The sequence below is a fragment of the Streptococcus sp. 959 genome, from assembly GCF_013277075.1.
GTDB lineage: Bacteria > Bacillota > Bacilli > Lactobacillales > Streptococcaceae > Streptococcus > Streptococcus pseudopneumoniae_C.
In genome coordinates this window covers 35494-58377 of the sequence record NZ_VMMF01000001.1, presented here as the reverse complement: position 1 = coordinate 58377, position 22884 = coordinate 35494, and the positions used below count along the sequence as shown (strand labels likewise).

Here is a 22884-nt window from a genome sequence, read left to right as displayed (position 1 = left end):
GAAAAAGGAGCATAAACTAAATGAAACGTATTGCTGTTTTGACTAGTGGTGGAGACGCCCCTGGTATGAACGCTGCCATCCGCGCAGTTGTTCGTCAAGCAATTTCAGAAGGAATGGAAGTTTTTGGTATCTATGATGGATATGCTGGAATGGTTGCTGGTGAAATTCATCCCCTAGATGCTGCTTCAGTAGGAGACATCATTTCTCGTGGTGGTACTTTCCTTCACTCAGCTCGTTACCCAGAGTTTGCTCAACTTGAAGGGCAACTTAAAGGGATTGAGCAATTGAAAAAACACGGGATTGAAGGCGTAGTGGTTATCGGTGGTGACGGATCTTACCACGGTGCTATGCGTTTGACTGAACATGGCTTCCCAGCTATCGGTCTTCCAGGTACAATCGATAACGATATCGTTGGTACTGACTTCACAATCGGTTTTGATACTGCGGTTACTACTGCTATGGACGCTATCGATAAGATTCGTGATACATCATCAAGTCACCGTCGTACTTTTGTTATCGAAGTTATGGGACGTAACGCAGGTGATATCGCTCTTTGGGCAGGTATCGCAACTGGTGCTGACGAAATTATCATCCCTGAAGAAGGCTTCAAGATGGAAGATATCGTAGCAAGTATCAAAGCTGGTTATGAGTGTGGTAAAAAACACAATATCATCGTCTTGGCTGAAGGTGTGATGTCAGCGGCTGAATTTGGTCAAAAACTGAAAGAAGCTGGAGATACAAGCGACCTTCGTGTGACAGAACTTGGACATATTCAACGTGGTGGTTCTCCAACTGCGCGTGACCGTGTTTTAGCATCACGTATGGGTGCTCATGCCGTTAAACTTCTTAAAGAAGGTATCGGTGGTGTTGCGGTTGGTATCCGTAATGAGAAAATGGTTGAAAACCCAATTCTTGGAACTGCAGAAGAAGGAGCATTGTTCAGCTTGACTGCAGATGGTAAGATTGTGGTTAACAACCCACACAAGGCTGATCTTGAACTATCTAGCTTGAATAAGAGCTTGTCATAATTTATAATTTAGTTAATAAGACCAAAAAGGTTATATATATAAAGGAGTCACAAAAATCATGAACAAACGTGTAAAAATCGTTGCAACTTTGGGACCTGCGGTAGAAATCCGTGGTGGTAAAAAATTCGGTGATGACGGATACTGGGGTGAAAAACTTGATGTTGAAGCTTCAGCTAAAAACATTGCTAAATTGATTGAAGCTGGTGCTAACACATTCCGTTTCAACTTCTCACACGGTGACCACCAAGAGCAAGGTGACCGTATGGCAACTGTTAAACTTGCTGAAAAACTTGCAGGTAAAAAAGTTGGTTTCCTTCTTGATACAAAAGGACCAGAAATCCGTACTGAATTGTTTGAAGGAGATGCAAAAGAGTACTCTTACACAACTGGTGAAAAAATCCGTGTTGCTACTAAGCAAGGAATCAAATCAACTCGTGATGTGATTGCATTGAACGTTGCTGGTGCTCTTGATATTTATGATGATGTTGAAGTTGGGCGTCAAGTTTTGGTTGACGATGGTAAACTTGGTCTTCGTGTGGTTGCTAAAGATGATGCGGCTCGTGAATTTGAAGTTGAAGTTGAAAACGATGGCGTAATTGCTAAACAAAAAGGTGTTAACATTCCTAACACTAAAATTCCTTTCCCAGCTCTTGCTGAACGTGATAACGATGACATCCGCTTTGGTCTTGAACAAGGTATCAACTTCATCGCGATTTCATTCGTACGTACTGCAAAAGACGTTAACGAAGTTCGTGCAATCTGTAAAGAAACTGGTAACGGACACGTTCAATTGTTCGCTAAAATCGAAAACCAACAAGGTATCGACAACTTGGATGAAATCATTGAAGCTGCTGATGGTATCATGATCGCTCGTGGTGACATGGGTATCGAAGTACCATTTGAAATGGTTCCAGTTTACCAAAAAATGATCATCAAGAAAGTCAATGCTGCAGGTAAAGTTGTTATCACTGCAACAAACATGCTTGAAACAATGACTGAAAAACCACGTGCAACTCGTTCAGAAGTATCAGACGTATTTAACGCTGTTATCGATGGAACTGACGCTACAATGCTTTCAGGTGAGTCTGCAAACGGTAAATACCCACTTGAGTCAGTAACTACAATGGCTACTATCGACAAGAACGCTCAAACTCTTCTTAACGAATACGGACGTTTGAACTCAGATTCATTCGAACGTAACTCTAAGACAGAAGTAATGGCTTCAGCTGTTAAAGATGCTACTAACTCAATGGACATTAAATTGGTTGTAACTCTTACTAAGACTGGACACACTGCACGTTTGATTTCTAAATATCGTCCAAATGCTGACATCTTGGCATTGACATTCGACGAATTTACAGAACGTGGCTTGATGTTGAACTGGGGTGTTATCCCAATGCTGACAGATGCTCCATCATCAACTGACGATATGTTCGAAATTGCTGAACGTAAAGCTGTAGAAGCAGGTCTTGTTGAATCAGGTGATGATATCGTTATCGTTGCTGGTGTACCAGTAGGAGAAGCTGTTCGTACAAATACAATGCGTATCCGTACAGTCCGCTAATCAAAATTGAAAAAGCCTATCATATCAAGCTTATAGCCTGTATGATGGGCTATTTTTTTGTCTATGGGGCACAACTTTTTACTTGCTATTTAATGAGACAGTATCAAGTGAATCAATCACTGCTTGTTTCATGACATTTGTAATGTGAGTATAGATTACAGTTGTTTTTTATGGCTTACACAAGATATGCTGTCTTGTAGAAGCGAACGTAAAACAGATATTAAGTTTAAATACAGAAAAAACAACCCCCTGATGATTCAAGGAGTTGTCTATAGCTAGATTAGTTTTTTGAAGCTGCTTGGAATTCAGGATTTTTCCATGCTTCATCAATGATAGCTTGCAATTCTTTTGCAGATGCTTGCATTTTTTGAGTTTCTGCGTCGTTCAATGGGATGTTTACTGGACGAACGATACCGTGGGCACCAACGATAGCAGGTTGACCGATAAAGACGTTCTCAACTCCATATTGACCTTCTTGGAATACTGAAAGTGGAAGAACAGCATTTTCATCATCAAGGATAGCTTTTGTAATACGAGCAAGGGCTACAGCGATACCGTAGTATGTTGCACCTTTTTTGTTGATGATTGAGTAAGCAGCATCACGAACTGAGATGAAGAGTTCTACAAGGTCCGCTTCATCCAAGTCACGGTTAGCTTGCAACCATTGTTCCAATTTTACACCGGCAACGTTAGCATGTGACCAAACGGCAAACTCAGAGTCACCGTGTTCACCCATGATGTAGGCGTGAACTGAACGTGCATCTACACCAATTTTTTCAGCAAGTGCTTGACGGAAACGAGCTGAGTCAAGTGAAGTACCTGAACCGATAACGCGTTCTTTAGGGAATCCAGAGAATTTCCAAGTTGAATAAGTCAAGACATCTACTGGGTTAGCAGCAACAAGGAAGATACCATTGAAACCTGAAGCAACGACTTGTTCAACGATTGATTTGTTGATAGCAAGGTTTTTACCTACAAGGTCAAGACGAGTTTCACCTGGTTTTTGAGGAGCACCAGCAGTGATAACAACAAGGTCAGCGTCCGCACAGTCTTCGTACTTAGCAGCGTAGATTTTCTTTGGTGAAGTAAATGCAAGCGCGTGGCTAAGGTCTTCAGCATCACCAACAGCTTTTTCAAACAATTGAGGGATTTCAATAATACCAAGTTCTTGTGCAATTCCTTGAGTAACAAGAGCGAAAGCGTAAGATGAACCTACTGCACCATCACCAACAAGGATAACTTTTTTGTGTTGTTTAGTTAGTGTCATTTGTCTAAACATCTCCTTAATTTTATTTAGGGATTTTCCCAGATAAATTCATTCTATCACTTTTAAAAAGCTTTGTCACGAATATGCCTTGCAGATCTTGATGTAAACGTTTTAGTGGGGTAGAAGGCTGAAATATAGGATACAATATGGTATAATATAACTGATTACTAATTGTGAAACGAGGCATTTATTAATGCAGGATAAAAATTTAGTGAATGTCAATCTGACAAAGGAGATGAAGACGAGCTTTATCGATTACGCCATGAGTGTTATCGTAGCGCGGGCGCTTCCTGATGTTCGAGATGGCTTGAAACCTGTTCACCGTCGGATTCTCTATGGAATGAATGAATTAGGTGTTACCCCAGACAAACCTCATAAAAAATCTGCTCGTATTACAGGGGATGTCATGGGTAAATACCACCCACACGGGGATTCCTCTATCTATGAAGCTATGGTTCGTATGGCTCAATGGTGGAGTTACCGTTACATGCTTGTAGATGGGCATGGAAACTTTGGTTCTATGGATGGCGATGGTGCTGCTGCCCAGCGTTATACTGAGGCACGCATGAGTAAGATTGCTCTGGAAATGCTTCGAGATATCAATAAGAATACGGTTGATTTCGTTGATAACTATGATGCCAATGAACGTGAACCCTTGGTCTTGCCTGCACGTTTTCCAAATCTTTTGGTCAATGGAGCAACTGGTATTGCCGTTGGGATGGCTACCAACATTCCTCCTCACAATCTAGGTGAGACCATTGATGCGGTCAAGCTCGTCATGGACAATCCTGAAGTGACTACCAAGGACTTGATGGAAGTCTTGCCTGGTCCAGATTTTCCAACAGGTGCCCTTGTCATGGGGAAATCAGGCATTCATAAGGCTTATGAAACAGGTAAAGGTTCTATTGTCCTCCGTTCTCGTACAGAGATTGAAATGACCAAGACGGGACGTGAGCGCATTGTTGTAACGGAATTTCCTTATATGGTCAATAAAACCAAGGTGCATGAGCATATTGTTCGCTTAGTTCAGGAAAAACGCATTGAGGGGATTACAGCAGTACGTGATGAGTCCAACCGTGAGGGTGTTCGGTTCGTTATTGAAGTTAAACGAGATGCTTCAGCAAATGTTATCCTTAACAACCTCTTCAAGATGACCCAGATGCAAACCAATTTTGGTTTTAATATGTTGGCGATTCAAAATGGGGTTCCGAAGATTTTATCTCTTCGTCAGATTTTGGATGCTTATATCGAACACCAAAAAGAAGTGGTTATTCGTCGGACACGTTTTGATAAGGAAAAAGCGGAAGCGCGTGCGCATATCTTAGAAGGTCTCTTGATCGCACTCGACCATATCGATGAAGTGATTCGTATCATCCGTGCTAGTGAAACTGATGCGGAAGCGCAAGCCGAGTTGATGAGTAAGTTTAAGCTTTCTGAACGTCAAAGTCAGGCGATCCTAGACATGCGTCTTCGTCGTTTGACAGGTTTGGAACGCGATAAGATTCAGTCTGAGTATGATGATCTCTTGGCTTTGATTGCAGATTTGGCGGATATTCTTGCTAAGCCAGAGCGTGTTTCTCAAATCATCAAAGATGAATTGGACGAAGTTAAGCGTAAGTTTGGCGACCAACGTCGTACAGAGTTGATGGTCGGTGAAGTCTTAAGCCTCGAAGATGAGGATCTGATTGAAGAATCAGATGTCTTGATTACGCTTTCTAACAAAGGCTACATCAAACGTCTGGATCAAGCCGAGTTTACTGCTCAAAAACGTGGGGGTCGTGGTGTTCAAGGAACCGGTGTTAAGGATGATGATTTTGTTCGTGAGTTAGTGTCAACTAGCACTCATGATCATCTGCTCTTCTTCACAAATAAAGGTCGAGTCTATCGCCTTAAAGGATATGAAATTCCTGAATATGGCCGTACTGCCAAGGGATTGCCGATTGTCAATCTTTTGAAATTGGATGAAGGCGAAAGTATTCAGACCATCATCAATGTTGAATCTGAACGCAGTGATGAAGCCTATCTCTTCTTCACAACCCGTCATGGTGTCGTGAAGAGAACCAGCGTCAAGGAATTTGCTAACATTCGTCAAAATGGACTTAAAGCACTGAACCTCAAGGATGAAGATGAGTTGATTAATGTCTTGTTGACAGAAGAAGATACGGATATTATCATTGGGACCAAGTTTGGTTATGCAGTTCGCTTTAATCAATCAGCTGTTCGTGGCATGAGTCGTAGCGCCACTGGTGTGAAAGGTGTTAACCTCCGTGATGGAGATACAGTAGTCGGAGCGAGCGTAATTACTGATCAAGATGAAGTTCTTATCATTACTGAAAAAGGATATGGGAAGCGTACAGTTGCGACTGAATATCCAACAAAAGGTCGTGGTGGTAAAGGGATGAAGACGGCTAATGTAGCTGAGAAAAATGGTCCTCTATCAGGTCTTTTAACAGTTAAAGGCGATGAAGATTTGATGATTATCACTGATACGGGTGTCATGATTCGAACCAATGTTGCCAATATTTCACAAACAGGTCGCTCAACTATGGGAGTTAAAGTGATGCGCCTGGATCAAGATGCTAAAATTGTAACCTTTACTACGGTTGCAGCAGCAGAAAAAGAAGAAGTTGGGACAGAAAACGAAACAGAAGGTGAAGCATAATGTCTCATAAAAAGAACAAAAAGAAAACAAATCGTAAAAATTTACTAATCAATATTTTAGCAGGATTTTTGATTCTATTATCAATTGCTTTGATTTTTAATGCTAAACTGCGTGATATGGTTATGGTTTGGAATACTAATAAGTATCAAGTTAGTCAGGTCTCAAAAGAGAAATTAGAAGAAAATCAAGAAACCGAAGGAAATTTTGATTTTGACTCGGTCAAAGCAATCTCTTCTGAAGCTGTTTTAGCTTCTCAATGGGATACTCAAAAATTACCAGTTATTGGTGGAATTGCTATTCCTGAATTAGAAATGAATCTGCCAATTTTTAAAGGATTGAATAACGTAAATCTATATTATGGTGCAGGTACTATGAAGCGAGATCAAGTTATGGGGGAAGGAAATTATAGTCTAGCTAGTCATCATATTTTTGGTGTTGATAATGCTAATAAAATGTTATTCTCTCCTTTGGATAACGCTAAAAATGGTATGAAAATTTATCTAACTGATAAAAATAAAGTTTATACTTATGAAATACGTGAAGTCAAACGTGTTACACCAGATCGTGTTGATGAGGTTGATGATAGAGAAGGGGTCAATGAGATCACATTAGTAACCTGTGAAGACCTTGCCGCTACAGAACGTATTATTGTAAAAGGTGATTTGAAAGAAACAAAAGATTATTCACAGACATCTGATGAAATTCTAACAGCTTTCAATCAACCATATAAACAATTTAGTTAAGATAAGTCAGTGAAAAGATAATATCTGGAGAGGACAATCCATGTCTTCTCCATTTTATATTTAGAGCTATGAAAATTTGTTTATTGCAGTTGTTATAGTATATTGAAATAGAATCTGAACAAATTGATTAAGGAATTTAAAGCAATTTCTATAAATATTTTAGAAGAGATATTGTGCGATTCTAGATTCAATCTAATATAATATTCTGAAAATCAAAAATATTAAGTTTAATGATGTTACTAGTAATCTTACTTGGGTTTTGGAATACTCTCATTGAGGGATGGTGATGATTTTAGCTTTATCCTTAAGAAATGTTTTAAAGACAGATTGAAACAAAGGTGGAGGTTGTTGACTCTTTTTATACCATAACTAATAATACAAAGTGTGTAATCTTAAAGTAGATATAAATAGTTAAATTTTAAAAAAATTATTATTTCTTTACTTTTTATTTTATAATAACAAATATAAAGAGTTAGGGGATGTTTATGAGTTCTTCAGAGTTTATTTCGAAGATAGATTATTCTTGTCATAAGAAAGTCTTTTCAATCAAAGTAAGTTCAAGTATGCGATTCGTTCCATGTTTGCAGGTGCTTTTTTAACCTTTAGTACAGCAGCTGGAGCTATTGGTGCGGATTTATTAAACAGTATTATTCCAAGTAGTGGGTATTTTCTTTTCCCATTTGTTTTTGCTTGGGGACTTGTTTATATCGTTTTTCTAAATGCTGAGTTAGTTACATCCAACATGATGTACCTAACAGCAGGCGCATTTTTAAAAAAGATGGATTGGAAAAAGGCAGTAATCATTTTACTATACTGTACTCTATTTAATCTAATTGGTGCCTTGGTAGCTGGATGGGCCTTTGCCAACTCATCAGCATTTTCTCATCTGACCCATGATAGTTTCCTTCCTAATCTTGTAGCCAAGAAATTGGCGCGTCCAAGTAATTTAGTCCTGATTGAGGGAATTCTTGCCAATGTATTTGTAAATATTGCCATTCTTTCATCTATACTAGTTAAAGATGGTGCCGCCAAACTATGGATTATTTTATCAGCTATTTCCATGTTTGTCTTCCTGTCCAATGAGCATATCGCTGCCAATTTTGCTTCCTTTAGTATTATGAAATTCAGCATGATTGCTGATCAAGTACCTCATTTTGATTTGGTAAATATACTTCGACATTGGGGAGTAACCTTCATTGCTAACTTTATAGGTGGAGGTCTTCTGATTGGTTTACCATATGCTTTTCTCAATAAGAATGAAGATACATATGTTGATTAAGAAGAGTTAGTGTATCAGGGAGAATCAGAACGATTCTCTCTTTTTCTTTTACAAAATAGGCTTGCAGAGAAAATCGTTTTTAAATTGTAACAATAAAATATATTAAATAGGATAAAAGTTATTCCACTCAATCTCTAGATTCTGATAATTAAAAATTCTAAAAGTTTGTTATTAAAGTAATGTAAACGATTTCTAAAATTTTAAAATTTAGAAAAAATACAATTAGGAAAGGCTTTTCATTATATCTATTTTATGTTATAATTATCACAAATAAAAGTTTTAGGAGTTTATTATGGTTTCTTCAGAATTTATCTCAAAGATTGAATTTGCTTGCAAGAAGAAAGAAAGTCTCTATAGCCAAAGCAAATTTAAGTATGCGATTCGTTCTATGTTTGCAGGTGCATTTTTAACCTTCAGTACAGCTGCTGGTGCAGTTGGGGCTGACTTGATTAATAAAATTGCACCAGGTAGTGGACGCTTCCTCTTCCCATTTGTCTTTGCTTGGGGATTGGCCTACATTGTTTTCTTGAATGCCGAGTTGGTAACATCAAACATGATGTTCTTGACTGCTGGTAGTTTCTTGAAAAAAATCTCTTGGAGAAAAACGGCTGAGATTTTACTTTACTGTACCTTGTTTAACCTTATTGGAGCCTTGATAGCAGGTTGGGGATTTGCTCACTCAGCAGCCTATGCACATCTGACACACGATAGCTTTATTTCAGGGGTTGTTGAGATGAAGTTAGGCCGTTCAAATGAATTAGTTTTGCTTGAGGCTATTTTGGCAAATATTTTCGTAAATATTGCGATTCTTTCATTTGTTTTGGTCAAAGATGGTGGTGCCAAACTTTGGCTTGTGTTGTCAGCGATTTACATGTTTGTATTCTTAACAAACGAGCACATTGCGGCGAACTTTGCTTCTTTCGCGATTGTGAAATTCAGTGTTGCTGCTGATTCAATTGCTAACTTCGGTGTTGGAAATATGCTCCGTCACTGGGGAGTAACCTTCATCGGAAACTTTATCGGAGGAGGTCTCTTGATGGGTCTTCCATATGCCTTCCTCAATAAAAACGAAGATACTTATGTAGATTAAGGAAATGAGCACGATTGAATCGTGCTTTTTCGTTTTGTAAGAAGCAATAGCTACTCCTTATATCAAAATATAGAAAAGAGGTATTAGTCAAGATAGGTCGATAGTGCTACAATATCCTTAATGAAACTATATGGAGGTCGCCTTATGACTCGCGATTTTAAATTTGAAACTTTGCAACTACATGCTGGTCAAGTTGTGGATCCAGCTACCAAGTCTCGTGCAGTGCCAATTTATCAGACAACATCCTTCGTTTTTGACGATACGCAGGAAGGTGCTGATCTGTTTGCCTTGAGAAAACCAGGCAATATCTATACTCGTATTACAAATCCTACAACGGCTGCCTTTGAAGAAAGAATCGCTGCTCTTGAAGGTGGTGTCGGAGCGCTAGCAACAGCCTCAGGTATGGCAGCAGTGACTTATACGATTTTGGCTCTTGCTCATGCAGGTGACCATGTTGTAGCAGCATCAACTATTTACGGTGGGACTTTCAATCTCTTGAAAGAAACCCTTCCTCGTTATGGGATCACAACAACCTTTGTCGATGTTGATAATTTGGAGGAAGTAGAAGGAGCGATCAAAGACAATACCAAGCTTGTCTTGATTGAAACCTTGGGGAATCCCTTGATAAACATTCCTGACTTGGAAAAATTGGCTGAGATTGCGCATAAACACCAGATTCCACTAGTTTCGGATAATACCTTTGCCACACCTTACTTGATTAACGTCTTCTCTCACGGTGTAGATATTGCTATTCACTCTGCGACTAAGTTTATCGGTGGGCATGGTACAACTATTGGTGGAGTGATTGTCGACAGCGGTCGTTTTGACTGGGCAGCTTCAGGGAAATTTCCTCAATTTGTTGAGGAAGACCCAAGTTATCATAACTTGAGCTATACTCGTGATGTGGGTGCAGCAGCTTTTATTATCGCTGTCCGTGTTCAATTGCTCCGTGATACAGGGGCGGCCTTGTCGCCATTTAATGCCTTTCTCTTGCTACAAGGACTTGAAACCCTCTCACTTCGTGTGGAACGTCATGTACAAAATGCAGAGAAAATTGTTGATTTCCTTGTCAACCATCCTAAGGTAGAAAAAGTCAACTATCCAAAATTGGCAGATAGTCCTTACCATGCCTTGTCTGAGAAATATTTACCAAAAGGTGTGGGTTCCATCTTTACCTTCCATGTCAAAGGTGGGGAGGCAGAAGCACGCAAGGTAATTGATCATTTAGAAATCTTCTCTGATCTTGCAAACGTGGCAGATGCTAAATCGCTTGTTGTCCATCCAGCCACAACCACTCACGGTCAATTGTCAGAAAAAGACCTAGAAGCAGCAGGTGTCACACCAAACCAAATTCGCTTGTCAATCGGACTTGAAAATGTAGAGGATTTGATTGAAGACTTGCGATTGGCCTTGGAGAAAATTTAAAGTAAAAGAAGATAAACAGTGGGTTTCGACTCACTGTTTTTGATTTTCCCTCAGGCATGATATAATGGTTACAGAAGTCTAGAAAGAGGAATGGTATGAACGAAATCAAATGTCCCAACTGTGGGGAGGTCTTTACAGTGAATGAAAGCCAGTATGCCGAACTTCTGTCCCAAGTAAGAACGGCCGAGTTTGATAAGGAACTACATGATCGGATGAAGCAGGAACTGGCCTTGGCTGAGCAAAAGGCCATGAATGAACAACAGTCTAAACTGGCTCAAAAAGACCAAGAAATTGCTCAATTACAGAGTCAAATCCAAAACTTTGATACAGAGAAAGAACTGGCCAAGAAAGAGGTTGAACAGACAAGCAATCAGGCCTTATTGGCTAAGGACAAGGAAGTACAGGCCTTGGAAAACCAGTTGGCGACCTTGCGTTTGGAGCATGAAAATCAACTGCAAAAGACCCTATCTGACCTAGAAAAAGAACGGGATCAGGTCAAAAATCAGCTCCTATTACAAGAAAAAGAAAACGAGCTTTCTCTTGCTTCTGTTAAGCAAAACTATGAAGCCCAACTTAAAGCAGCTAGTGAACAAGTCGAATTTTACAAGAATTTCAAAGCCCAACAATCTACAAAAGCCATCGGGGAAAGTCTGGAACAGTATGCTGAAAGTGAGTTTAACAAGGTTCGCAGTTTTGCCTTCCCAAATGCCTACTTTGAGAAGGATAACAAGGTCTCTGCGCGTGGGTCTAAAGGAGACTTTATCTTCCGGGAGTGTGATGAAAATGGAGTCGAAATCATTTCCATTATGTTTGAGATGAAGAATGAAGCGGACGGAACAGAGAAGAAGCACAAGAATGCAGATTTTTACAAGGAATTAGACAAGGACCGTCGGGAGAAGAGCTGTGAATATGCGGTTTTGGTGTCTATGCTTGAGGCTGATAACGACTATTTTAACACCGGGATTGTTGATGTCAGCCATGAGTATGAAAAGATGTATGTGGTTCGTCCTCAGTTCTTTATTCAATTGATTGGTTTATTACGCAATGCGGCGCTTAATTCCCTAAAATACAAGCAAGAGTTGGCACTTGTCCGTGAACAAAATATAGATATTACACATTTTGAGGAAGACTTGGATGCCTTTAAGCTAGCTTTTGCCAAGAACTACAACTCTGCTTCAACTAACTTTAGTAAAGCAATCGATGAAATCGACAAGGCCATCAAACGCATGGAAGAGGTTAAGAAGTTCCTAACCACATCTGAGAATCAACTTCGTCTTGCAAACAACAAGCTGGAAGATGTATCCGTCAAGAAATTGACCCGTAAAAATCCAACCATGAAAGCGAAGTTTGAAGCGTTGAAGGGGGAGTGAGAAAGAAAAATATGAACGGTATTATCAACTTAAAAAAAGAAGCGGGGATGACCTCGCATGATGCGGTTTTTAAACTGCGTAAGATTTTGGGAACCAAGAAAATTGGTCATGGTGGGACCTTGGATCCGGATGTGGTGGGTGTTTTGCCCATTGCGGTTGGCAAGGCGACACGTATGGTCGAGTTTATGCAGGACGAGGGCAAGGTCTATGAAGGGGAAATCACTTTAGGCTATTCCACGACGACTGAGGATGCCAGTGGGGAAGTGGTCGCAGAGACGCCTGTTTTGTCGCCCTTGGATGAAAAACTTATTGATGAAGTGATTGCTAGCTTGACTGGGCTTATCAAACAGATTCCGCCTATGTATTCGGCTGTTAAGGTCAATGGTCGCAAGCTCTATGAGTATGCGCGTGCTGGTCAGGAAGTGGAGCGTCCAGAACGTCAGGTGACCATTTATCAATTTGATCGAACAAGTCCGATTTCTTATGATAGCCATCTTGCACGCTTCACTTTTCGTGTGAAATGTAGCAAAGGAACTTATATTCGTACCTTGTCAGTTGACTTGGGAGAGAAACTTGGTTATGCAGCTCATATGTCACATCTGACTCGTACTAGTGCAGCCGGTTTACAGCTAGAGGATGCTCTTACATTGGAAGAAATTGCTTCAAAAGTGGAGGATGGTCAACTTGACTTTCTCCATCCTCTAGAGATTGGGACGGGGGATCTTGTCAAAGTTTTCCTAAGTCCAGAAGAGGCTACAGAAGTGCGCTTTGGTCGTTTTATAGAGCTAGACAAAACAGACAAAGAACTGGCTGCTTTTGAAGGCGATAAATTGTTAGCAATTTTAGAAAAACGGGACAATCTCTATAAGCCAAGGAAGGTTTTTGGCTAGTCTAACTGAGGTGTAGGGAGTATTGTTCCCTAAGACTATCCGAATCAGACTATAAATTTTGTAAAAAATGTGATAGAATAGACGACGGATAAAAAAACGGAGGATAGCATGCAAAATAGACCAATCATTATCGGAGTGACAGGTGGTTCTGGTGGAGGAAAAACCAGTGTTTCAAGAGCCATTTTATCGCATTTCCCTGATGAAAAGATTTCCATGATTGAGCATGATTCATACTACAAGGATCAGTCTCATTTGACTTTTGAAGAGCGTGTCAAAACCAACTACGACCATCCTTTTGCCTTTGATACAGACTTAATGATTGAGCAAATTAAGGAATTGTTGGCAGGGCGCCCGGTAGATATTCCGACTTATGACTATACAGAGCATACACGAAGCAGCAAGACCTATCGTCAGGAACCTCAAGATGTCTTTATCGTTGAGGGGATTTTGGTCTTAGAGGACAAGCGCCTGCGCGATTTGATGGATATCAAGATTTTTGTGGATACGGATGATGATGTGCGCATTATTCGTCGTATCAAGCGTGATATGGAGGAGCGTGGCCGTAGCCTTGATAGCGTTATTGACCAGTACTTAGGTGTAGTTAAACCTATGTATCACCAGTTTATCGAGCCAACCAAGCGTTATGCTGATATCGTTATTCCTGAAGGGGTCAGCAATACAGTGGCTATTGACCTTTTGACGACCAAGATTGCAAAGATTTTGGAAGAAGCTCGAAACAGCAAATAATCAGATGTGGAGGTCTTGCCTCCTTTTTCTATTTTTCCCTCATAATGGTACATAAATGGAGATTTTTAGGCATATTTTTGGTATAATAATACCCATGAAAGAGCAAGGAAATGAATAGTAGGTGGAGATGGAAAAGTATTTATCGGTAACAACTTTGACCAAGTATCTGAAAATGAAATTCGATAAAGACCCTTACTTGGAACGGGTCTATTTAACTGGTCAAGTTTCCAACTTTCGTAAACGACCTACTCACCAATATTTCTCCCTAAAGGATGACCATGCAGTCATTCAAGCGACTATTTGGTCTGGGATTTATCAGAAATTAGGGTTTGACCTTGAAGAAGGAATGAAGATCAATGTGATTGGGCGTGTACAGGTCTATGAACCAAGTGGTAGCTACTCCATTATCATTGAAAAGGCTGAGCCTGATGGGGTTGGGGCGCTTGCGATTCAGTTTGAACAACTCAAGAAAAAATTGACGGAAGAAGGTCTGTTTCAAGAACGCTTCAAGCAACCTCTTCCCCAATTTTCTAAGCGAATTGGTGTAGTGACAAGTCGTAGTGGAGCCGTTATTCGAGATATTATCACGACCGTCAGCAGACGTTTTCCTGGTGTTGATATTCTCCTCTATCCGACTAAGGTGCAAGGTGATGGAGCCGCGGAGGAAATTTCTCGAAATATTGCGCGTGCTAATCAACGTGACGATTTGGATTTACTGATTATTGGTCGTGGTGGTGGTTCCATCGAGGATCTCTGGGCCTTTAACGAAGAAATTGTGGTACGAGCTATTTTTGAATCTCGTCTGCCAGTTATTTCTAGTGTGGGGCATGAGACGGATGTGACCTTGGCAGATTTTGTAGCGGATCGTCGGGCGGCAACGCCAACAGCTGCAGCTGAACTAGCAACACCTGTGACCAAGTTAGATTTATTAGCTCATTTGCAAAATCAGGAAAAACGGATGGCAACGGCAGTCCGAAATGTCCTATCTAAGAAACAAGAAGCTTTGAAAAAATGCAGTCAGTCTGTTATCTTTAGACAGCCAGAGCGTTTGTATGATGGCTATATGCAACGCTTGGATCAACTGCAACTGCGCTTAAAACAGAGTTTACGTACACGGATTTCTGATAACAAACAAGTCGTCCAAGCAAGGAGGCATCGACTGGTACAATTATCACCTGTTACTAAAATCCAACGCTATCAGGACCGTCTAGGTCAGTTGGACAAGCTCCTCCGTAGCCAAATGGCGTTAGTTTATGACGCCAAGGTTGCTGAAGTGAAGCGACTTTCAGAAGCCTTGTTAATGTTGGATACCAGTCGAATCGTGGCGCGAGGTTATGCTATTGTCAAAAAAGAAGAGTCCGTTGTAGATTCGGTTGAGAGTTTGAAGAAAAAAGACCAAGTGACGCTTTTGATGCGGGATGGTCGAGTAGAATTAGAGGTTAAAGATGTCAAAACAAAAGAAATTTGAGGAAAATCTAGCAGAACTGGAAAGCATTGTCCAAAGTTTGGAAAATGGTGAAATTGCTCTGGAAGATGCGATTGCTGCCTTTCAAAAGGGCATGATCCTGTCAAAAGAGCTCCAAGCGACGCTGGATAAGGCTGAAAAGACCCTAGTCAAGGTCATGCAAGAAGACGGAACAGAAAGTGATTTTGAATGAAGAAGCAAGAAAAATTAGCTCTTGTCGAGTCGGCTTTGGAAGACTTTTATGGAGACCAGCAGTTTGCCTCTAGTTTGCGAGAGTCTGTTCTCTATTCCATTCATGCTGGTGGCAAGCGTATTCGACCTTTTCTCTTGTTAGAAGTTCTGGAAGCCTTGCAGGTCGCTATTAAACCAGCACATGCGCAGGTGGCTGCGGCCTTGGAAATGATTCATACAGGGAGCTTGATTCACGATGATCTTCCAGCTATGGATGATGATGATTACCGTCGGGGACGATTGACCAATCACAAGAAATTTGGCGAAGCAATGGCCATTTTGGCTGGAGATGCTTTATTCCTAGATCCTTACGCCTTGATAGCGCAGGCAGATTTGCCAAGTCAGATCAAGGTGGACTTGATTGCTAACTTATCGCTTGCTTCAGGAAGTCTGGGCATGGTAGCAGGGCAGGTTTTGGACATGGAGGGTGAACACCAGCATTTATCTTTGGAAGAACTTCAGACCATTCATGCGAATAAGACTGGAAAATTACTAGCTTATCCCTTCCAAGCAGCTGCCATCATTGCTGAATTGTCACCTGAAATACAGGCAAAACTCAAAACTGTTGGCGAATTAATAGGACTTGCTTTTCAAGTTCGAGACGATGTGCTTGATGTGACAGCTAGTTTTGAGGAGATCGGCAAGACACCACAAAAGGATTTGCAGGCTGAAAAGTCAACCTATCCAGCCTTGTTGGGATTGGAAGAGGCTGTTGCCTTTTGTAACCAAACTCTTGATCAAGCCGAGGCTAAATTAGAAGAAATTGCCCAGCAAGTTCCCTTTGAAATAGAATCAATTATAAGTGTAGTAGAAAGTTTGAGAATCAATGGCTAAGGAAAGAGTGGATGTACTAGCTTATAAACAGGGCTTGTTTGAAACGCGAGAACAGGCCAAGCGCGGTGTCATGGCTGGACTAGTCGTAGCAGTACTGAATGGAGAACGTTTTGACAAACCAGGAGAGAAAATCTCTGACGACACCGAGCTAAAACTCAAGGGCGAGAAACTCAAGTATGTCAGCCGTGGTGGCTTGAAATTGGAAAAGGCCTTGCAGGTCTTTGACTTGTCAGTAGAAGGGGCTACAACGATTGATATCGGTGCTTCTACTGGAGGTTTTACTGATGTTATGCTACAGAATGGTGCTGAGTTGGTCTTTGCAGTTGATGTTGGTACCAATCAGTTGGCTTGGAAACTACGCCAAGACCCACGAGTGGTCAGCATGGAGCAGTTCAATTTCCGTTATGCAGAAAAGACTGACTTTGAAAAGGAACCGTGCTTTGCCAGTATTGATGTGAGTTTTATTTCCCTCAGCCTGATTTTGCCAGCCTTGCACCGAGTCTTGGCTGACCACGGTCAGGTTGTGGCTCTAGTTAAGCCTCAGTTTGAGGCGGGACGTGAGCAGATTGGAAAAAATGGAATTATTCGAGATGCTAAGGTTCATCAGAATGTCCTTGAATCTGTCACATCTATGGCAGTAGAGGAAGGTTTTGCAGTCCTTGGTTTGGACTTTTCTCCTATCCAAGGTGGACATGGCAATATTGAATTTTTAGCTTATTTGAAAAAAGAAGAGTCAGCAAGCAATCAGGTTCTTGCTGAGATTGAAGAAGTAGTAGAGAGGGCGCATAGTCAATTTAAAAATGAATAAAAAAGAGAGACTTGAAAAAATTAGACGATTTGTGACAGATTATCAAATCGGCACGCAAGAAGAAATCGTAGAACATTTGAAAGAGGCGGGCATCACTGCCACTCAGGCAACTGTATCCCGAGATATCAAAGAATTAGGTATTGTCAAAATTCCTTTGAGAGACAATACTTATGTCTATGAATTGCCTAAATCAATCGTAAAAAGTTTGCAATTGGCTGAAGACAATATCGAATCTGCTGAATTGATGGAAAAGATGATCAATCTCCAGGTTATCCCAGGAAATACTGCTTTTGTAAAAGCTCAGTTAATCGAGACTTTTGCGGACAAGATTTTCAGCTGTTTGGCTGATGATAGCTCGATTTTAGTCATTGCCAGAAGTGAAAGTCTAGCTGAGGAAATCTTTGAACAAGTAAAAAATTGGTAGGTCTATATGTTACTTGAAATTTCGATAAAAAACTTTGCCATTATTGAGGCTATTTCTCTCAATTTTGAAAAGGGAATGACTGTCCTGACTGGTGAAACAGGTGCAGGGAAGTCGATTATCATTGATGCCATGAATATGATGTTGGGAGCTCGTGCGACGACAGATGTTATTCGTCATGGTGCACCAAAGGCAGAGATTGAGGGGCTTTTCTCAGTTGAAAATAGTCGCCTTTTACAGGAAATTTTTGATGAGCAAGGTTTGGAATTGGGTGATGAAATTATCATCCGTCGGGAAATCTTGCAAAATGGTCGGAGTATCAGCCGTGTGAATGGTCAGATGGTTAATCTGTCGGTTTTGCGTGCTATTGGGCAACATCTTGTAGATATTCATGGTCAGCATGACCAAGAAGAATTAATGCGTCCTCAACTGCACATCCAGATGTTGGATGAATTTGGCGATGCAGCTTTTTGGGACTTGAAAGAAACCTACCAGACGAGTTTTGATGCCTATCGAAAAATGCGCAAGCAGGTTCTGGAAGTCAAGAAAAACCAACAGGAACACAAGGCTCGTATTGAAATGTTGGAATTTCAAATGGCAGAGATTGAGGCAGCAAACTTGCAGGCTGGAGAAGACTTGGCTCTCAATCAAGAGCGAGATAAACTCCTTAACCATAAAAATATTGCAGATACGCTGACCAATGCCTATAGTATGTTGGACAATGAAGACTTTTCAAGTTTGGCCAATGTTCGTTCGGCTATGAATGACATGGAAAGTGTTGAAGAGTATGACCCTGAATACCGTGAAATTTCAAGCTCTCTATCTGAGACTTACTATGTCTTAGAAGATATCAGCAAACGTCTGGAAGCTATTATTGAGGATCTTGATTTTGATGGTAATCGCCTTATGCAGGTCGAGAATCGTTTGGATCTCCTTCATACTATTACCCGTAAGTATGGTGGGACTGTAGATGATGTTTTGCTGTATTTTGCCAAGATTACGGATGAATACAATCTCTTGACAGGCAATAACCTTTCGTCTGAAGACATGGAAGCAGAGCTTAAGAAATTGGAAGTCAATCTTGTCGACTTGGCAGGACAGCTTGCATCTGCTCGTCATGATTTGGCTCAGCAATTAGAATCTGAGATTAAACAAGAACTACAGGATCTGTATATGGAAAAAGCCCAGTTTCAAGTTCGTTTTAGCAAGGGCAAATTCAGCCGTGAGGGAAATGAAATGGTTGAGTTTTACATTTCAACCAACCCTGGCGAAGATTTTAAACCCTTGGTCAAGGTTGCATCTGGTGGGGAATTATCTCGTCTCATGCTAGCCATTAAATCTGCCTTTTCACGTAAAGAAGGTAAGACTAGCATTGTCTTTGATGAAGTGGATACGGGAGTTTCAGGTCGTGTAGCTCAGGCTATTGCGCAGAAGATTCACAAGATTGGCCAGCATGGCCAGGTCCTTGCTATTTCTCATTTGCCACAAGTGATTGCGATTGCGGATTATCAATTCTTTATTGAGAAGATTAGCAATGAGCATTCAACGGTTTCGACTGTTCGTCTCTTGACGGTTGAAGAGCGCGTGGAAGAAGTTGCCAAGATGTTGGCAGGTGATGATGTGACGGAAGCAGCCCTGACGCAAGCCAGAGAATTGTTGAGAAACAGGGAGAAATAAGATGACAGACTATTATGTAATTGGAGATGTTCACGGAAAAGCTGGGATGCTAGAAGACCTTCTCAAAACCTGGGATGGTCAGACCAAGTTGCTCTTTTTAGGGGATTTGATTGACCGAGGTGAGGATAGTCGCCGTGTTCTAGAGATGGTTAAGGACTTAGTTGATAATAAAGGGGCAATCTGTTTGTCAGGAAATCACGAGTATATGTTTTTGACTTGGCTCGATGACCCAGAAGAAAGCTATGACCACTATCGTCGCAATGGTGGAGATACAACCATTAACTCTATCCTAGGTCGTCCCTTGGATGCACCAGTTGATGGAGTAGAAGATGCCAAGCGTGTTGCCACTGAAGCAGCAGATTTGGTCGAATTTATTCGTCAAATGCCATTTGTGGTAGAGACAGACAAGTATATCTTTGTTCACGCAGGTATTGACTTGACCTTGGATGACTGGCATGAAACAACAGATTATAAAAAAGTCTGGCTTAGAAAACCATTCCACGAAGCCGAAAATCATACTGGAAAAATCATTGTCTTTGGTCATACACCAGTCTATGGTTTGTTAAAGCAAGAGCGAGGTACAGCTGAGCTTTGGACTACAGAAGATGGCAAGATTGGCATGGACGGAGGAGCTGTCTATGGTGGTGTCCTTCATGGAATTGTCTTTACTGACCAAGGAATGACAGAACATCACTTTATTGAAAATGACGGCTTTGTCGCTGAAGATTAGTACTCCTAGCAGGGTATGGTCTTGTCAAAATATCAAAAACAATTTATAATAAATAGATACCCTGAAAGGAAGAGAATCATGAACTTAGAAGAATTGAAAAAACGACAGGAGAAGATTCGTAACTTCTCTATTATCGCTCATATTGACCACGGGAAATCAACTCTAGCAGACCGCATTTTGGAAAAAACAGAGACAGTTTCCAGTCGTGAAATGCAAGCTCAGCTTTTAGACAGCATGGATCTAGAGCGAGAACGTGGGATTACCATTAAACTCAATGCCATTGAGCTCAATTATACTGCAAAAGATGGAGAAACTTATATTTTCCACTTGATTGACACGCCAGGGCACGTTGACTTTACCTATGAAGTTTCACGTTCGCTAGCTGCCTGCGAGGGTGCTATTTTGGTGGTTGATGCTGCCCAAGGAATTGAGGCTCAAACCCTTGCCAATGTTTATCTGGCCTTGGACAATGATTTGGAAATCATGCCAGTCATTAACAAGATTGATCTGCCAGCTGCAGATCCTGAGCGCGTGCGTACAGAGATTGAAGATGTCATTGGTCTAGATGCCAGTGAAGCTGTCTCAGCATCAGCAAAAGCTGGTATCGGTATCGAAGAAATTCTTGAGCAAATCGTAGAAAAAGTGCCAGCGCCAACAGGTGATGTGACGGCGCCACTCAAAGCCTTGATTTTTGACTCTGTTTATGATGCTTACCGTGGGGTTATCCTCCAAGTGCGTGTTATGGATGGAGTGGTTAAACCTGGTGATAAGATTCAGCTTATGAGCAATGGCAAGACTTTTGATGTTACGGAAGTTGGTATTTTCACACCAAAAGCAGTTGGTCGTGATTTCCTTGCGACTGGTGATGTTGGTTATATTGCAGCGTCTATTAAGACAGTTCAGGATACGCGTGTGGGGGATACCGTTACCTTGGCAACCAACCCTGCGGCAGAACCATTACATGGTTACAAGCAGATGAATCCTATGGTCTTTGCGGGTCTATATCCTATCGAGTCAAACAAGTATAATGACCTTCGTGAAGCACTTGAAAAATTGCAACTGAATGATGCCAGCTTGCAGTTTGAACCAGAAACATCTCAGGCACTTGGATTTGGTTTCCGTTGTGGTTTCCTTGGGCTTCTCCATATGGATGTTATCCAGGAACGTTTGGAACGTGAGTTCAACATCGACCTCATCATGACAGCTCCGTCTGTTATTTACAAAGTTAATTTGACCGATGGTGAGTCTATGGACGTCTCTAACCCATCTGAATTTCCAGACCCAACTAAGATTGCAACCATTGAAGAGCCTTATGTTAAAGCTCAAATCATGGTACCGCAGGAGTTTGTCGGAGCAGTAATGGAATTGGCTCAGCGCAAGCGTGGGGACTTTGTGACTATGGATTATATTGATGACAATCGTGTTAATGTTATCTATCAAATTCCTCTTGCTGAAATCGTCTTTGACTTCTTTGATAAACTTAAATCTTCGACACGTGGTTATGCAAGCTTTGACTATGAATTGTCAGAGTACCGCCCATCTAAACTAGTCAAAATGGATATCCTTCTCAATGGAGACAAGGTTGATGCCCTCAGCTTTATCGTTCACAAGGACTTTGCCTACGAACGTGGGAAACTCATCGTTGATAAGCTCAAGAAAATCATCCCTCGTCAACAATTTGAGGTGCCAATTCAAGCAGCAATTGGACACAAGATTGTGGCTCGTACAGATATCAAGGCCCTTCGTAAGAATGTACTTGCCAAGTGTTACGGTGGTGACGTTTCTCGTAAACGCAAACTCCTTGAAAAACAAAAAGCTGGTAAGAAACGTATGAAAGCTATCGGATCAGTAGAAGTACCACAAGAAGCCTTCCTCAGCGTCTTGAGTATGGATGAAGAATAAGTTGTCAGAATTATTTTTCCTTGTTTACAGGAAATTTATATAAGAATCAATAGTAAAGCAGGCTTAAATGGTCTGCTTTTTTAGGTTCTGGAACGCAATAAATGTTTTGGATGTTTGTTTAATTGTTTGTTTTTTATATAACAAACTATAAAAACAACAAAAATATAAAAAAAGAGACAAAAAAAGAACAGAAAAATATTGACAACGATTTCATATAGTGTTATACTTATAGCATAAAGTTAATGGAAAGAAGGGAAAACCTTATGGGATTAGATCATTTCTTTGACAAAAACCTTGTGTTTTGCTTAGAAGCGGATAATCAAGAACAACTATTTGATCAGGTAGCTACCTTATTGGAAGAACGAGAAATCGTGACTCCAACCTATCGCGAAGCCTTGATCACGCGTGAAAAGTCATTTCCAACTGGCTTAGATATGGAATTTTTGGGTAAGGATTTGCCGAATGTTGCTATTCCTCATACAGATATTGTTCATAATCTAGCTGAAAAAGTTGTAGTGGTTCGATTAGAAAAACCAGTGACTTTCCACAATATGATTGCACCAGATAAGGAAGTAGAGGTATCCTTGCTCTTCTTTATCATTAATAACTCAAGTTCAAGTCAAACCAACATTCTTGCTCAGTTGATGGACTTCTTTACTGGAAATGGTCATCTTGAAGACCTATCAAAAATTTCAGAACCAGAAGCTCTCTATGCTTATATAGCTGAAGCAACCGCTTAATCTTGTCAATT

The 22884-nt window shown here is 40.8% G+C and carries 19 protein-coding genes and 1 pseudogene; 19 read left to right on the top strand and 1 reads right to left on the bottom strand.

Going from position 1 to position 22884, the window contains the following annotated elements:
- The first annotated feature begins 20 nt into the window (after window positions 1–20).
- Window positions 21–1028: a 6-phosphofructokinase gene (gene pfkA / locus HT717_RS00270; protein ID WP_020900675.1), complete on the top strand. Its 1008-nt coding sequence runs from the start codon at window positions 21–23 to the stop codon at window positions 1026–1028.
- 58 nt (window positions 1029–1086) lie between these two features.
- Entirely contained in the window at window positions 1087–2592 is a 1506-nt protein-coding gene (gene pyk, locus HT717_RS00265) for a pyruvate kinase (protein ID WP_049539153.1), read from the top strand.
- Window positions 2593–2872: 280 nt separating this feature from the next.
- On the opposite strand, the gene HT717_RS00260 is transcribed toward pyk, so the two are convergent.
- Window positions 2873–3859 (bottom strand): L-lactate dehydrogenase, encoded by a 987-nt coding sequence (locus HT717_RS00260; protein WP_049539154.1) that lies wholly within the window; start codon window positions 3857–3859, stop codon window positions 2873–2875.
- A 193-nt stretch (window positions 3860–4052) separates the two neighbouring features.
- On the opposite strand from HT717_RS00260, the gene gyrA reads away from it, so the two are divergent.
- The 17 genes and pseudogenes from gyrA to HT717_RS00175 all read left to right on the top strand — a co-directional run bounded on the left by gyrA (window position 4053) and on the right by HT717_RS00175 (window position 22873).
- Window positions 4053–6521, top strand: coding sequence for a DNA gyrase subunit A (gene gyrA, locus HT717_RS00255; protein ID WP_049539156.1), 2469 nt, complete (start codon window positions 4053–4055; stop codon window positions 6519–6521).
- Window positions 6521–7264, top strand: coding sequence for a class A sortase (locus tag HT717_RS00250; RefSeq protein ID WP_020900678.1), 744 nt, complete (start codon window positions 6521–6523; stop codon window positions 7262–7264). The genes gyrA and HT717_RS00250 overlap by 1 nt, the downstream gene beginning before the upstream one ends.
- A gap of 485 nt (window positions 7265–7749) precedes the next feature.
- A pseudogene (locus HT717_RS00245) lies at window positions 7750–8543 on the top strand (formate/nitrite transporter family protein).
- 292 nt (window positions 8544–8835) lie between these two features.
- Window positions 8836–9633 (top strand): formate/nitrite transporter family protein, encoded by a 798-nt coding sequence (locus tag HT717_RS00240; RefSeq protein WP_020900680.1) that lies wholly within the window; start codon window positions 8836–8838, stop codon window positions 9631–9633.
- Between the two features lie 144 nt (window positions 9634–9777).
- Window positions 9778–11058 carry an O-acetylhomoserine aminocarboxypropyltransferase/cysteine synthase family protein gene (locus HT717_RS00235; protein ID WP_049538900.1) on the top strand — a complete coding sequence of 427 codons (1281 nt, stop codon included), beginning with the start codon at window positions 9778–9780 and terminating at the stop codon, window positions 11056–11058.
- A gap of 95 nt (window positions 11059–11153) precedes the next feature.
- Entirely contained in the window at window positions 11154–12428 is a 1275-nt protein-coding gene (locus HT717_RS00230) for a DUF2130 domain-containing protein (RefSeq protein ID WP_049538898.1), read from the top strand.
- Between the two features lie 11 nt (window positions 12429–12439).
- Window positions 12440–13318: a tRNA pseudouridine(55) synthase TruB gene (gene truB, locus HT717_RS00225; RefSeq protein ID WP_173304081.1), complete on the top strand. Its 879-nt coding sequence runs from the start codon at window positions 12440–12442 to the stop codon at window positions 13316–13318.
- Window positions 13319–13426: 108 nt separating this feature from the next.
- The gene (gene udk, locus HT717_RS00220) at window positions 13427–14065 is read left to right on the top strand and encodes a uridine kinase (RefSeq protein ID WP_001181376.1); all 639 of its coding nucleotides are present in this window, start codon (window positions 13427–13429) and stop codon (window positions 14063–14065) included.
- 127 nt (window positions 14066–14192) lie between these two features.
- The gene (xseA, locus tag HT717_RS00215) at window positions 14193–15533 is read left to right on the top strand and encodes an exodeoxyribonuclease VII large subunit (protein WP_173304079.1); all 1341 of its coding nucleotides are present in this window, start codon (window positions 14193–14195) and stop codon (window positions 15531–15533) included.
- Complete coding sequence (locus tag HT717_RS00210; protein WP_000043223.1) at window positions 15511–15723, top strand: exodeoxyribonuclease VII small subunit; 213 nt, start codon at window positions 15511–15513, stop codon at window positions 15721–15723. The genes xseA and HT717_RS00210 overlap by 23 nt, the downstream gene beginning before the upstream one ends.
- Window positions 15720–16595 (top strand): polyprenyl synthetase family protein, encoded by an 876-nt coding sequence (locus tag HT717_RS00205; RefSeq protein ID WP_173304077.1) that lies wholly within the window; start codon window positions 15720–15722, stop codon window positions 16593–16595. Before HT717_RS00210 ends, HT717_RS00205 begins: the two co-directional genes overlap by 4 nt.
- A complete protein-coding gene (locus HT717_RS00200; RefSeq protein ID WP_173304075.1) occupies window positions 16588–17403 on the top strand; it encodes a TlyA family RNA methyltransferase in 816 nt (271 codons plus the stop codon). The genes HT717_RS00205 and HT717_RS00200 overlap by 8 nt, the downstream gene beginning before the upstream one ends.
- The gene (locus HT717_RS00195) at window positions 17396–17827 is read left to right on the top strand and encodes an arginine repressor (RefSeq protein WP_001034402.1); all 432 of its coding nucleotides are present in this window, start codon (window positions 17396–17398) and stop codon (window positions 17825–17827) included. The genes HT717_RS00200 and HT717_RS00195 overlap by 8 nt, the downstream gene beginning before the upstream one ends.
- A gap of 6 nt (window positions 17828–17833) precedes the next feature.
- Window positions 17834–19501, top strand: coding sequence for a DNA repair protein RecN (recN, locus tag HT717_RS00190; protein ID WP_173304073.1), 1668 nt, complete (start codon window positions 17834–17836; stop codon window positions 19499–19501).
- 1 nt (window position 19502) lies between these two features.
- The gene (locus HT717_RS00185) at window positions 19503–20231 is read left to right on the top strand and encodes a metallophosphoesterase family protein (RefSeq protein ID WP_173304071.1); all 729 of its coding nucleotides are present in this window, start codon (window positions 19503–19505) and stop codon (window positions 20229–20231) included.
- A gap of 78 nt (window positions 20232–20309) precedes the next feature.
- On the top strand, window positions 20310–22133 hold the full coding sequence (gene lepA, locus HT717_RS00180; protein ID WP_173304070.1) for a translation elongation factor 4: 1824 nt from the start codon (window positions 20310–20312) through the stop codon (window positions 22131–22133).
- 263 nt (window positions 22134–22396) lie between these two features.
- Window positions 22397–22873 carry a PTS sugar transporter subunit IIA gene (locus tag HT717_RS00175; RefSeq protein ID WP_000521980.1) on the top strand — a complete coding sequence of 159 codons (477 nt, stop codon included), beginning with the start codon at window positions 22397–22399 and terminating at the stop codon, window positions 22871–22873.
- Window positions 22874–22884 lie beyond the last annotated feature (11 nt).